This window comes from Nitrospirota bacterium, assembly GCA_016178585.1.
Classification (GTDB): Bacteria; Nitrospirota; Nitrospiria; order JACQBW01; family JACQBW01; genus JACOTA01.
Genome location: JACOTA010000042.1, coordinates 1 through 13,707 on the forward strand (window position 1 = coordinate 1; position 13,707 = coordinate 13,707).

At 45.5% G+C, this 13,707-nt stretch carries 13 protein-coding genes; 12 read left to right on the forward strand and 1 reads right to left on the reverse strand.

Annotated elements, in window-relative coordinates; translation table 11 throughout:
* Positions 1–231: 231 nt before the first annotated feature.
* The 12 genes from ccsB to HYR79_07590 all read left to right on the forward strand — a co-directional run bounded on the left by ccsB (position 232) and on the right by HYR79_07590 (position 13,138).
* Entirely contained in the window at positions 232–1,047 is an 816-nt protein-coding gene (gene ccsB / locus HYR79_07535) for a c-type cytochrome biogenesis protein CcsB (protein ID MBI1821546.1), read from the forward strand.
* A gap of 29 nt (positions 1,048–1,076) precedes the next feature.
* On the forward strand, positions 1,077–2,444 hold the full coding sequence (locus HYR79_07540; protein ID MBI1821547.1) for a glutamyl-tRNA reductase: 1,368 nt from the start codon (positions 1,077–1,079) through the stop codon (positions 2,442–2,444).
* 88 nt (positions 2,445–2,532) lie between these two features.
* Positions 2,533–3,462: a hydroxymethylbilane synthase gene (hemC, locus tag HYR79_07545; GenBank protein ID MBI1821548.1), complete on the forward strand. Its 930-nt coding sequence runs from the start codon at positions 2,533–2,535 to the stop codon at positions 3,460–3,462.
* Entirely contained in the window at positions 3,459–4,982 is a 1,524-nt protein-coding gene (cobA, locus tag HYR79_07550) for a uroporphyrinogen-III C-methyltransferase (GenBank protein MBI1821549.1), read from the forward strand. The genes hemC and cobA overlap by 4 nt, the downstream gene beginning before the upstream one ends.
* Before the next feature lie 5 nt (positions 4,983–4,987).
* Complete coding sequence (hemB, locus tag HYR79_07555) at positions 4,988–5,962, forward strand: porphobilinogen synthase (GenBank protein MBI1821550.1); 975 nt, start codon at positions 4,988–4,990, stop codon at positions 5,960–5,962.
* Entirely contained in the window at positions 5,959–6,894 is a 936-nt protein-coding gene (locus HYR79_07560; GenBank protein MBI1821551.1) for a bifunctional riboflavin kinase/FAD synthetase, read from the forward strand. Before hemB ends, HYR79_07560 begins: the two co-directional genes overlap by 4 nt.
* Positions 6,888–8,276 carry a tRNA lysidine(34) synthetase TilS gene (tilS, locus tag HYR79_07565; GenBank protein MBI1821552.1) on the forward strand — a complete coding sequence of 463 codons (1,389 nt, stop codon included), beginning with the start codon at positions 6,888–6,890 and terminating at the stop codon, positions 8,274–8,276. The genes HYR79_07560 and tilS overlap by 7 nt, the downstream gene beginning before the upstream one ends.
* Before the next feature lie 118 nt (positions 8,277–8,394).
* Positions 8,395–8,931, forward strand: coding sequence for a hypoxanthine phosphoribosyltransferase (hpt, locus tag HYR79_07570; GenBank protein MBI1821553.1), 537 nt, complete (start codon positions 8,395–8,397; stop codon positions 8,929–8,931).
* 174 nt (positions 8,932–9,105) lie between these two features.
* Positions 9,106–10,911: an ATP-dependent metallopeptidase FtsH/Yme1/Tma family protein gene (locus HYR79_07575; GenBank protein ID MBI1821554.1), complete on the forward strand. Its 1,806-nt coding sequence runs from the start codon at positions 9,106–9,108 to the stop codon at positions 10,909–10,911.
* A 111-nt stretch (positions 10,912–11,022) separates the two neighbouring features.
* Positions 11,023–11,880 carry a dihydropteroate synthase gene (folP, locus tag HYR79_07580; GenBank protein ID MBI1821555.1) on the forward strand — a complete coding sequence of 286 codons (858 nt, stop codon included), beginning with the start codon at positions 11,023–11,025 and terminating at the stop codon, positions 11,878–11,880.
* The gene (locus HYR79_07585) at positions 11,880–12,710 is read left to right on the forward strand and encodes a TIGR00159 family protein (protein MBI1821556.1); all 831 of its coding nucleotides are present in this window, start codon (positions 11,880–11,882) and stop codon (positions 12,708–12,710) included. The genes folP and HYR79_07585 overlap by 1 nt, the downstream gene beginning before the upstream one ends.
* Positions 12,707–13,138 (forward strand): YbbR-like domain-containing protein, encoded by a 432-nt coding sequence (locus tag HYR79_07590; protein MBI1821557.1) that lies wholly within the window; start codon positions 12,707–12,709, stop codon positions 13,136–13,138. Before HYR79_07585 ends, HYR79_07590 begins: the two co-directional genes overlap by 4 nt.
* Here the strand turns inward: HYR79_07590 and HYR79_07595 are convergent.
* On the reverse strand, positions 13,130–13,693 hold the full coding sequence (locus tag HYR79_07595) for a ribonuclease H-like domain-containing protein (GenBank protein MBI1821558.1): 564 nt from the start codon (positions 13,691–13,693) through the stop codon (positions 13,130–13,132). The genes HYR79_07590 and HYR79_07595 overlap by 9 nt on opposite strands.
* Between the last annotated feature and the right edge of the window lie 14 nt (positions 13,694–13,707).

Below are 13,707 nucleotides of genomic sequence, written 5' to 3' on the forward strand. Positions count from 1 at the left end.
TGGGACAGAGGCTCAAACAGTCGGGAATGAGATGGACCGTCAAAGGCGCCAATGCGATTATCGCCCTGCGCTGCTGCCAAATCAGCGGCCGGTGGGAGGAGTTTTGGGGAAATCGGGCAACCGGGTGAGAAGTTTACCCACAAATTTGTCTCACACCCGGTCGTTTTTAATTACTTGACAGAAAATCAAGGTTATTCCTATAATTTATGAAATGAGCTTAATAAACATTTCATGAATATTCTCTTTTTTAAATTAACGGTCCTGGTCTATTTCGCCGGAACCGTTGTTTATCTTTTTTATTTTTCAAGCAAAAAGGACTTTTTATCCAAGTATGCGCTTGGGATAACCGGGGCTGGATTTTTACTTCATACGATCGCGATTACGATTCGAACGATTGAATCCGGCCATTTTCCTCTTTCCAATCTTCCGGAAGCCCTTTCATTTTTTTCCTGGGGAATGATTTTGACCTATTTGGTGCTGGAATACCGGTACCGGATTCATATTCTCGGATCATTTATCCTGCCCCTGGCTTTTTTATCTTTAATTTCAGCCGCGGCATTCCCTAATGAAATCAAAACGTTGCAACCTGACCTGAACAGCACCTGGTTTGGAATTCATACGACCTTTTCGGTGCTAGGCGGCGTTGCTTTTACGATTGCTTTTGTCGCCGGGTTGATGTATTTGATCCAGGAGAAGCTTCTCAAATCAAAACGATTTAACATTCTTTACTATAAATTGCCCTCGCTAGATCTGTTGGATCATTTAAACCAACAGGCGATCTCCGTCGGGTTCCCCATGTTGACGGTTGGCATATTGGCCGGAGCCTTATGGGCAGGGGATGTCTGGGGGGCCTACTGGGTCTGGGATCCTCAGCGGATATTTACTTTGGTCACATGGCTGTTTTATTTAGGCATGATTCATGGTAGATTAACCATCGGGTGGCGCGGCAGAAAAGCCGCTTACCTGGCGATTATCGGTTTTATGGGTGTGGTTTTTACTTTTTTTGTGGTCAATCTTCTGGTCAAAGGCCCTCACCGGTTTATTTAAGCTAAATCATTATGTAAGACGGGAAAAAGATGAACATTGTTCTTATTGGATTAAATCACAAAACCGCTCCGGTTGAGGTCAGAGAGAAATTTTCTTTTCCGGAGGCTCTTTTGGGAAACTACCTGACGCAGATGCTGGCTTCTCCTTTGGTGACGGAGGGATTGATTTTATCGACCTGCAACAGGGTAGAGATTTGTGCAACGACCGATAATATTCCTGAATGCTTTGACTATCTGAGCCAGTTTTTATACGAAAACCAAAAACAGGGTCCATCCATTCCCTTTAAACAGTTTGTCCAGTATCTCTACTACTACTCTTCAGTGGATGCGGTCAGTCACCTCTTCAGGGTGTCGTCCAGTCTTGATTCAATGGTCGTGGGAGAGCCTCAGATTTCAGGTCAGTTAAAAGAAGCGTTTGACTACGCCATGATTAATAAGTCGACCGGGGTCATTTTAAACAAATTATTTAAGAAAGCGATTTCGGTTGCGAAACGGATCCGATCCCAAACGAAGATTTCTGAAAATGCCGTTTCAGTCAGTTATGCCGCCGTCGGGCTGGCAAAAAAAATATTTGGAGATTTAACTGGAAAAACCGTTCTGCTGGTGGGAGCGGGTGAAATGAGCGAGCTGGCAGCCCGGCATCTGATTAACAATGGCGTCAAGAATGTCATGGTGACCAATCGGAATTTTCAGCGGGCGGTTGAACTGGCAAGAGAGTTTAATGGCACTTCAATTAAATTTGACGATTTGGAGGCCGAGTTTCCAGAGGCCGATATCGTGATCTGTTCGACGGGAGCCCCTTATTACCTGATTCATTGCGAAATGGTGGAATCCGCTATTGCCAGCAGAAAGAACAGGCCGATTTTCTTAGTCGATATTTCAGTCCCCCGGAATATCGATCCCAAAATTAACGCTTTGGAAAATGTGTTTTTGTACAATATTGATGATCTGCAGTCGGTCATTGAAGCGAACCTGAAAGAAAGGCAAAAAGAGGCTGAAAAAGCCGAATTGATTGTTTCGGAAGAAGTCGAAACGATGGACCGCTGGCTTAAATCTTTAAATGTGGTTCCAACGATCATTGCCATCCGGGAAAAGGTCGAAGCGATTCGTAAATTAGAAGTAGAAAAAACGATTGCCAAATGGAGGACCGAGATTTCGGAGGAGCAAAAAGAAGCCATCGAAAACCTTTCGGTAAACATTATCAATAAGATCCTCCACTTCCCCCTGTCGGCTTTAAAAGCAGAAGCTCACCAGTCTCATGGACCCCAGGTCATTCAAACGACGCGCAAAATATTTAATCTTGAAGAAGAAAAAAAGGCCAGCTCCGACCCGGGTGCTGACCGGGAACCTTCGGACGGCTCGCTCTCCGGTTTAAGAGATTCCACCAAAAACCAATAACTAACCCTTTACCCGTTCACACTTTTTGATGATAATCCCTTGTATTATCTTTTAAGGAAATAAGTAAAAGAAGGAATAAAGAAATTTGATGGATTCTATTTGGATTGGCACCCGCGGCAGTAAACTTGCTCTTTGGCAGGCCGATTGGATTAAATCGAACATTAAAAAACAACATCCCGGTCTGAAGGTTTATCTTAAAATCATTCATACTTCAGGAGATAAAATTCTGGATGTGCCTCTGGCGCAGGTGGGTGGAAAGGGGCTCTTTGTCAAAGAGATCGAAGAGGAGCTCCTGGAGGGCGAAATTGATTTGGCAGTCCACAGCATGAAAGATGTTCCTTCGGATCTCCCGGCCGGACTGCATCTCGGTTTTTACACCAATCAGGATGATCCCAGGGATGTTTTAATCAGCCGCGGCAAAAAAAAGTTTGTCGACCTTCCCAGAGAAGCCCGCGTTGGGACGTCGAGTTTAAGACGTCAATCCCAGTTGTTAACCGCCCGGCCGGATATTAAGGTTTTCCCGATTCGCGGAAACGTGGAAACCCGTTTAAGAAAACTGGAGAACGAACAATTTGACGCGGTCGTGATGGCGGCGGCGGGATTGAAAAGATTAGGGCTTGAAGAAAAGATTACGGAATATCTTGACCCTGCTATTTGCCTTCCTGCCGTAGGTCAAGGGGTTTTGGGAATTGAATTAAGGGAAAAAGACTCCGAACTTCATGACCTCCTTTTGTTTTTAGAGGAGCCTGAAACCCGGACTCGCCTGGTGGCTGAACGGAGCTTTTTAAGAAAACTGGAAGGCGGATGCCAGGTCCCGATCGGCGCTTTCGCCCTGGTCCAGAATGGCAGAATCCGACTGGAAGGGATGGTCTCCAGTTTAAACGGGGAATCGATGATTCGCGAGTCCATAGAAGGCGAAACCGAAGAGGCGGGTCAATTGGGGATCGCCCTGGCAGAAAAAATTCTCGCTTTAGGCGGAAAAGCGATTCTACAGGATATTTATCACGAAAAAACATGAAACAAGGAAAAGTTTATCTGGTCGGAGCGGGCCCGGGTGATCCCAAGTTGTTAACTTTGAAAGGGAAAGAATGTCTGGAGGAGGCGGATGTTATTTTATACGACTATCTTATTAACCCGGATATCCTTGATTTTTCAAAACCTTCGGCTGAAAAAATTTTTGTCGGTAAAAAAGGGAGTTCCTCCTGCCGGCAGGGAGAAATTAATTCCCTGATTATTCAAAAAGCGATGAGCGGGAAGGTCGTCGTGAGACTAAAAGGGGGGGATCCCTTCATCTTTGGCCGGGGGGGAGAGGAAGCGGCAGCCCTGGTCGAGGAGGGTCTCCCCTTTGAAGTGGTTCCCGGGATTACGTCAGCTATAGCGGTTCCGGCTTATGCGGGAATTCCCCTGACTCATCGGGACTTGAGTTCAAGCGTCGCCTTTATTACGGGACATGAAGACCCCGCAAAAATAGAGTCGAGTGTCGATTGGTCTAAAATTTCCACGGGAATTGACACCCTTGTTTTCCTTATGGGGTTGGGGAACTTAAGCACCATTACGAAACAGCTCGTTCGCCATGGAAGAAGTCCCGAAACGCCGATTGCTCTGGTGCATTGGGGCACCCGGTTTGATCAGAAAACCGTTGTCGGGACATTGAAAAATATCGAAAAGAAACGGGATGAGGCCGAATTGGAACCTCCTGTTCTGGTCATTGTCGGGGAGGTGATCCATCTAAGGGAGAAACTGAACTGGTTTGAAAAAAGACCTCTTTTTGGCAAAAAAATCTTAATTACCCGTTCGAAAGAACAATCCAAAGATTTTTCCGACCTCCTGTTTTACTACGGCGCCGAGCCGGTGATCTTTCCGACTATTTTACTCGTTCCCCCGGACCGGTGGGAAGAGATGGACCAGGCGATTCGTTCGATCGGATCGTATGACTGGATGATTTTTTCAAGTGTAAACGGGGTTCATTTTTTTATGAACCGGCTTAAAACCCTGGGAAAAGATATTCGGGCGCTTCATCAAATCAAGATTTGCGCGGTCGGTTCTTCTACGGCCGAAGAGTTTTTAAAATACGGCATTAAAGTCGATCTGGTTCCCGGTTCTTTCCAGGGAGAAAGCGTGGTCGAAGAATTTAAACAAATGGCGGTTAAAGGCCAAAGGTTTTTAATTCCCCGCGCAAAAGCGGCCCGGGAAATTCTCCCTGAAGCATTAAAAAAAATGGGAGCGCGGGTGGATGTCGTGACGGCTTACCAGAACGTAAAACCTGTTGAAAATACTGAAAAAATAAGAAAACTGTTGTCAGGGCATAAAATTTCTGTCGTGACCTTTACCAGCTCCTCCACTGTTAAAAACTTTATGGAGCTTTTCGACTCGACTGATTTGAAATCCTATTTCACAAATGCAATAATAGCCAGTATCGGCCCGATTACTTCAAAGACGTTGCAGGAATATGGTTATCAGGCAGACATTCAGCCGGACGAACATACCATTTTGGGCTTGACCGAAGCGATCGTGCATTATTTTAAAAAAAGAGGTTAGAAATTATGTCCTTCCCGAACCATCGTCCCAGGCGTTTAAGAAATAGCGAAGCGTTGAGAAAATTAGTGCGGGAAACCCACCTGGAGCCCGATCACCTGATCTTTCCCATGTTTGTAACCTTTGGAAAAAATGTCCGGACCGAAATTTTATCTATGCCCGGGAATTACCGGTTTTCAGTGGACCGGATTCTTTCGGAAATAGAGGAAGTGCAAACTTTGGGAATCTCCTCGATTATTTTATTTGGCATTCCGGAAAAAAAAGATGAACTCGGGAGCGAGGCCTATAATCCCCGTGGAATTGTTCAAACCGCGATAAAAAAGATAAAAGATAAATTCCCTCACCTGATCGTTATGACCGATGTGTGTATCGATGAATACACGTCGCACGGACACTGCGGAATCGTGAAAGATGGTCAGATCGAAAATGATGAAACCTTAAACCTCCTTGCCAAAATGGCCTTGACCCATGCGGAATCCGGAGCCGATCTGGTTGCGCCATCCGATATGATGGATGGGAGAGTCGGGGCCATCAGGAAATTTTTGGACCAGGCCGGAAAAACGCAAATACCGATCATGGCCTATTCGGCAAAATATGCCTCCTGTTTTTACGGGCCTTTCCGTGAAGCGGCGCAATCTTCTCCGCAATTCGGCGACCGGAAAACCTATCAGATGGATCCTCCAAACAGCCGGGAGGCTCTCCGTGAAGTTGCGCTCGATATTGAAGAAGGGGCTGATATCATCATGGTGAAACCCGCCATGCCCTATCTCGACATCGTCTCCAAAATCAGGTCAGGTTTCGACGTTCCTGTTGCCGCCTATCAGGTCAGCGGAGAATATTCGATGATTAAAGCCGCGGCAAAGCTCGGGTGGCTGGATGAAAAATCGGCAATCATGGAGACTCTCATTTCGATTAAAAGAGCCGGAGCCGATATGATTCTCACCTATTTCGCGAAAGAGGCCGCCCGGATTCTCAATCGATGAGCGCAAAATTTCTGAAAAAAATTGATGAGGCCCGGAATCTCCCCTATCCGGTTCTTGCGCTTGGAAATTTTGACGGCGTGCATATCGGGCATCAGGCCATTTTAAAAAAAGTGGTTGAACGGGCTGCGGCGGTGAAGGGGACGTCGATTGCCTTTACCTTTGAGCCCCATCCGATTAAAGTGCTTTTTCCCGATCGTCCCCTGGAATTGCTAAGCTCTCAGGAAGAGAAGTTGGGCTTGATTGAAAACCGCGGGATTGAGAGGATATACGTCATTGATTTTACAAAAGAATTCTCCAATCAGTCACCCCGGGAATTTGTGAAGACCTTTCTGGTCGACGGTTTAAAAATCAGGGAGGTTTTTGTCGGTTCGAATTACGGGTTTGGAAAAGGACGCTCCGGGAACGTCGACTCTCTTCGTCAGTATGGCGAAGAATTCGGATTTACCGTTAACGTGGTGACGCCCGTCAGGCTCAACGGCCAGATTGTCAGTTCATCCCTGATTCGAAAATTACTTTTAGAAGGGAGCGTTGACGAGGTGGTCCCTTTTTTAGGGCGTCCCTACCTTCTGGAAGGGGAAGTCGTTGAAGGAGAAATGAGAGGAAGAACGCTCGGGTATCCAACGGCTAACCTCCTTCCCGGCGACAAGCTGATTCCGAAAGACGGGGTTTACGCTGTAACTGTCCAGGTGGGCCAAAACATTCTTCCCGGGATTGTTTATATTGGGACACAGCCTACCTTTCAAAAAAGTAAAAGACAAATCGAAGTTCATTTGTTTGATTATTCAAATAAATTGTATGGTGAACAGCTTAAAGTTTATTTTTACGGCAAAGTCAGGGGCGAAATAAAATTTCCGGACAAGGATTCCCTGGTTCGCCAGATTGAAAAAGACATTATGACCGCAAAGAACATTCTCAAATCAATCATGTGTTAAAAAGGGTTCGGGAAAATCTAAAAAACCTGGGAGTTAACCCGGGCGACCTTCTGGTTGTTGCCGTATCGGGAGGGCCAGACTCCGTCTGCCTGCTTCACCTCCTTTCTGAAATTGGAAAGAGCTACCCTTTTAAACTTCACGCAGGCCATCTCAACCATTCTTTAAGAGGGATCGAAGCGGATGAAGATGCGGAATTTGTCAGGAAATTTTGTGACGTTCTGAATATTCCTTCCACGATTGTGAAGAAAGATATCGCTTCACTGGCAAAATCAATGCGAAAATCCACCCAGGAAACCGCTCGAATGGCTCGATATCAGGCGCTCCGGGAAATTTCACGGCAAAACGAAGGCCGCTGGATCGTCACGGCGCATCATGCGGGTGACCAGGCCGAAACTTTTCTGATGAGATTGATCAGGGGTTCTGGACCCCGGGGCTTATCCGCAATACCAAGAATCCGGGATTCTGTGATTCGTCCTTTTCTTAATTTTACAAAAGACGAAATTCTGGCTTATCTTCGACAGCATCAACTCGCTTTTCGTGAAGACTCTTCAAATAAGCTTCCCCACTATTTTAGAAATCAAATTCGCCAGGAACTTCTCCCTTTTCTAGAAAAATATAATCCCAATATCCTTCACGTCCTGGAGCGCGAATCAGACATTTTGATGGAGGAAGACCGTGCCCTTGAAGCCGTGGTGAATCAGGTTCTGCCCCAGATCGTCTCTTTCCCTGAAAAAGGAAACGCTGTTGTAGCGATTCAACCTTTTTTAAACCAGATTCCGGCTATTCAACGAAGAATTTTGAGGCAGGTTCTCGTTCAAATGAGAGGCGGTTTACTGAATATCCATTATCATCATGTTCAAAACCTCTGCCATTTAGCTAAAAAAATGGGAAATGGAAAGTCAATTTGTCTTCCGGGCGGGATCAAAGCCTATAAAAGTTATGATCGGCTGGTCTTTTTGGGTCAAGATTCGATCCAATCCGGCGGTCCGGTTGGTTTGTCAATTCCAATTCCGGGTCATGCTGTTTCCTCAGCATTAAAGATTAAAGTGAAGACTTCCCTTTTCGAAGCGGCGCCGCAAAACAAGCCGGAAAAAAATAAAGAATTTTTTGATTATTCAAAAATCACACTTCCCATCACTTTGAGGAACCGCCTCCCTGGCGACTTCATCTGCCCTGTTAGACTCCGGGGGAAACGAAAAAAACTGCAGGATATCTTTGTCGACCTGAAAATTCCAAGGGTGTTAAGAGACACCATTCCCCTGATTGTAACTCCGGGAAGGGTTTTGTGGATTGTCGGAATGGAACGGGACTTTCCCTCTCAAGTCTCGTCAAAAACGAACAGGGTTTTGCAAATTGAAGTCGAATCAACGGATTTGGCTTGATTTTTCCTTTCAAGTATGAAAAAACCAGTTTCAAAGGCATCATAATGGTATAGATCATGTTATAATTAAATAACGATAGAGCCCAATTTGAACAAAGTCTAAAGAAAAGGATACCCTCATGGCCGAGAAAATTTTTGGGAAACCTCTGATCACTCAAGAAGCAGTTCAAAAGCGGATTAAAGAATTAGGCCAAAAAATTACCAGAGATTACGCCGGGAAGGATCTCTACCTGATTGGTGTATTAAAAGGGGCGTTTGCTTTTTATGCGGATATCGCCAGAGCGATCTCACTTCCTCTGAGAGTCGGCTTTATCAGCGTGTCGAGTTATCAGGGAGCAACCCACACCTCGGGCAAGGTTAAAATCGTTTCTGATCTGAAGGAAGAAATCGTGGGAAAAGACGTTCTTTTAGTGGAGGATATCGTCGACTCCGGGCTAACCCTCCAGTTTTTAAAGAAAAAATTTAACGCAAAAAAGCCGAATTCGTTGAAAGTCTGCTCTTTGTTGAATAAAGCGGCCGGAAGGCAGGTCGATGTTGACATTGATTATGTCGGGTTCGAGATTCCGGACAAATATATTGTGGGATACGGCCTGGATTATGACAATAAATACCGCAACCTGCCCTATATGGCCGTTCTTGAAAACATAGAAGAGTGAGATGATGGGTGAGATTTTTTAGTAAAGAAATAATATTGCCGTTGGCAATTTTTTTATGATAAACTTAAAACATTTATTTGACTGGACTTTTAATCATTTTTTCATCAAACCGTTTGACCGATGGAATGAGAATGATATTTGGCGGGCAGGCTTCCAAATATCTGGGAGAAGTAAATGAAACCTCGTTTTAAAAATATGGCGCTTTGGCTGGTTATCGGGTTATTCATGATTTTATTGTTTAATCTTTTTAATACCCCTCCCCGGCAGGGCGAAGAGGAGCTTATTTTCAGCGATTTTATGGCCCGTGTTGACAAGGGGGACATATCAGAAGTCGTTATTAAAGAGAACCATCTTACGGGCGTTCTAAAAGATGGCGTTAAATTTAAAACCTATGCCGCGAATTATCCTGATTTGATTAAGAACCTCCGGGAAAAGAACATCAAGATAAACGTCAAACCGCCGGATGAAAACCCCTGGTACATCACTTTTTTAATGACGTGGGGTCCCTTTGTCTTTATTCTGGCCCTATGGATCTTTTTTATGCGTCAAATGCAAATGGGTGGAAACAAGGCCCTTTCATTTGGTAAAAGCCGGGCAAGGCTTTTGTCTGAAGACAAGAAAAAAATAACATTTGCGGATGTCGCCGGGGTGGATGAAGCAAAAGATGAGGTCATTGAGATCATAGAATTTTTAAAAGACCCTCCAAAATTTCAGAAACTGGGAGGAAGAATTCCGAAAGGCGTTTTAATCGTCGGGCCTCCGGGCACGGGAAAAACTCTTTTAGCCAAGGCGATTGCGGGAGAGGCAGGCGTCCCTTTCTTCAGTATCAGCGGGTCGGATTTTGTTGAAATGTTTGTGGGGGTGGGCGCTTCCAGGGTACGGGACCTTTTTGAACAGGGGAAAAAACATGCGCCCTGCATTATTTTCATCGATGAAATTGACGCCGTCGGCCGTCACCGGGGAGCTGGTTTGGGGGGAGGTCATGATGAAAGGGAACAGACGTTAAACCAACTTCTCGTTGAGATGGATGGTTTCGAGACCTCGGAGGGGGTTATTCTCGTTGCCGCCACGAACAGACCCGATGTGCTTGACCCTGCTTTGCTGCGTCCCGGCCGGTTTGACCGGCAGGTCGTGGTTCAGAGACCCGATTATAAGGGAAGAACGGAAATCTTAAAGGTGCATACCAAGAAAATTCCTCTTGATTCCAGCGTCAACCTGGAAGTTATTGCGCGGGGGACTCCTGGATTTGCCGGAGCTGACCTGGAAAACCTGGTGAATGAAGCGGCGCTTTTGGCTGCGCGGAGAAATAAAAAAGTCGTCGAAATGATTGATTTTGAATTTGCGAAAGATAAAGTCTTAATGGGCGTGGAAAGAAAAAGTATTATGATCAACGAACAGGAGAAACGAACGACCGCTTATCATGAAGCCGGACATACGCTCGTGGCCAGAATTCTGCCGGGAACGGATCCTGTTCATAAGGTGACGATTATTCCGCGTGGAAGAGCGTTAGGATTAACAATGCAGCTTCCGACCGATGACCGGTATACCTACGGCAAAGAGTTCCTCCATAACAACATTGCCATTTTAATGGGGGGAAGAGTCGCGGAAGAGGTGGCGTTTCAGCATATCACGACGGGCGCGGGAAATGATATTGAGCGTGCGACCGATCTTGCAAGGAAAATGGTCTGTGAGTGGGGAATGAGCGAAAGATTAGGCCCTCTGACTTTTGGAAAAAAGGAACAGGAAATTTTTCTTGGAAGGGAAATCTCCCAGCATCGGGACTACAGTGAGTCGACCGCAATTGAAATTGATAATGAAGTGAAGCGCCTTGTCATGGAAAACTATGAGCGTGCCAAAACGATCATTAAAACGAACTTCAGCGCTTTAAAAGCGCTTGCAGAGGCCCTTCTTGAAAAAGAATCTCTCGACGCTCCCGAAATTGAAAAAATTATTCAGTCTGCGATTGCTACCGCTGCGTAGTTTTTGTCTCCTTTCTTGAGGATCACGTTTTTCTAAAACAGCTCCTTAAAAGACCTCCCTGTCCGCCTGTCATGTTAAAGCAGACGAACAGGAGTGTTTATTTTGTGGTAAATGAACTTCTGTAAACAAACATTCGAACTCTCCTGCGGCCGATTTAAAATTCAGTTGGGCGTGAAAACTCATGTCATGGGAATCCTCAATGCGACCCCCGATTCTTTTACCGATCAGGGAAAATATTTTGGTCAATCGGATGCCATTTCCCATGCGCTGAAAATGGAGGAAGAGGGGGCTGACTTCATTGACGTCGGGGGGGAGTCTTCAAGGCCCGGAGCCCAACCTGTTTCCGTGGAGGAAGAACTCCGCCGCGTGCTTCCTGTTCTGGAAGCGGTTGTCCCACGGTTGAAAATTCCCGTTTCGATTGATACCTGTAAACCGGAAGTTGCCCGGAAGGCCATTGAATACGGGGTTTCCCTGATTAACGACATTCAGGCCTTCAATCATCCCGAAATGGCCGAAATTGCCGCAGAATATCATCTTCCGGTTGTGCTCATGCACATGCAAAAAACGCCAGAGACCATGCAGATGAGTCCACATTATCACTCGGTGGTGGAAGAAATTATTCTTTTTTTTGAGGCGAAGATAAACGCCGCCGTCTCCGCGGGTTTGTCGAAGGAGCAGATTATTCTGGATCCGGGGATCGGATTTGGTAAAACCGTTGAACACAACCTGAAAATTCTTCATTCGGTAGAAGAGTTCTTTGTCCTTAACCGGCCCCTTTTAATCGGCGCTTCAAATAAATCCTTTATTGGAAAGATTTTAGACCTTCCCGTAGATAAACGCCTGGCCGGGTCCCTGGCTACGGTAGCGTGGGCCGTCTGGAAGGGGGTTCATATGGTGAGAGTGCATGAAGTCGGGCCGACCGTCAATGTTATTCGGATGATTGAGGCGATCCGGGCGGGCGGGATTTGATGAACGATTTTACCGTTATCCTCCAGGATTTACTTTCACATTTCAGGTGGCTCGATTTATTCGATATTCTTCTCGTTTCCTATTTGATTTATCGGATTCTTGTGATTCTCAAGGGGAGCCGGGCGCTTCACATGCTGACCGGACTCTCCTTTCTTCTCCTTGTCCTTCTTTTTTCAAAATGGCTGGACCTTTATACGCTCGATTGGCTGGTGACAAATTTTTGGTCGCAAATCATTCTGGCTTTGATCATTTTGTTTCAGCCTGAGATCCGGCGAGTTTTAGTGCAGATTGGGTTAAACCCGTTTAAAGAGGGATTGTTGCCGCTCGAAGGGTCCAGGACCCTGGAGGAGATCTTAAAGGCAATCAACCATTTATCGAATCGAAAAATAGGCGCAGTGATTGTCCTGGAGCGTGAGATCGAAATTAAGGAGACCGCGGAACTTGGTCTGGCATTAGACTCGATCATTTCAAAGGAGATTTTAATTAGTATTTTTGAAACGTCTTCCCCGATTCACGATGGGGCTGTCATCATACGGGGGAACCGGATCGTTTCGGCAGGATGTTTTTTACCCCTTTCATTTAATCCCTCTGTTAACAAGAAACTTGGAACCCGCCACCGCGCCGCCATCGGAATTACCGAAGAAGGCGATGCCGTCGTGTTGGTCGTTTCCGAGGAAACCGGAAAAATTTCGGTCATTTCAGGAGGCGTCATGTCGGAAGATTTAAAAATCTCGGAAGTGCGGGAAAGGTTAAGATTGCTCCTCTTCAAGGAGAAAAAACCTGGTTTTCTTCGTCCCGTAGAAAAAATTAAAAGACCTTTCGCCAAATGAAAAAAAAAGCTATCGGGCTAAAAACCCTCTTTTTTAAAAACAGCCTTATCAAAATTGTCTCCCTGTTCCTTGGCGTATTACTCTGGGGCTACGTGAATTCACGTGGTCAGGTTGAAATGAATTTCCTGGTGCCTCTTCAGCTTAAAAACCTTCCTGAAAACTGGAAAATTGTGGGGAGAACGCCCGAAAATATAGAGGTCAGGGTTAAAGGAAGGGAAAGTACGCTGGAGAATCTGACTACCGCGCGGTTGGCGGCTACGGTTGACCTTTCCAAGGTGTCACTTGGAGAAAATACGGTTTATCTTCATGGCGAAAATATTAATGTTCCGTTAAACGTTGAAGTGACCCATCTGCTTCCAAAAACCATTACGTTAAAAATCGAACCCAAAGAAACCCAATCCAAAGAAACCCAGCACCTTTTAAAATAGCGACTGCTGTTTCTCCATCTCCCAATTCACCGAAAAGCTTAAGATCCCTTTACCTGATTTGTCGGTGTAGTAGAGTTTGCCGTGCTTCTTCCCATATTCATATAAATCTCTTGTCAGTCTGACGTCTTCCAGACAATATTCTTTTAACTTTTCAATTTCTCCGTTTCTAAAATAACGGATGGCATCAAGTCCGGCCCCGAGTTTAGATTTGTTGAGCGTCGCTTTAGCAATGGTATCGAGACTCAAGCGGTGTCCCAGCATTTTTTGAACGACTTCCATAATGTCGAGACTTCGAAAATGATCGAGCGATTTTTTATAATAGGGTTCGAGGACCAGGTAATCGAACCGTCTGGTATTAAAACCGACAATGAGATCCGCGGACTCCAGCATCGGGAAAAGTTTGGGAAGATCTTTTTCTTCGTAGCATTCAAACGCATCCCGTTGATAAGAATAAATGCCAACGACGGAGATCAAAAGATCTCTCATATTATGCCGGCCGTTGACTTCATCAAAAGCTTTTTGAGTTTCAAGGTCTAAGACTAAAATATCACCCATGATACGCCTCCATT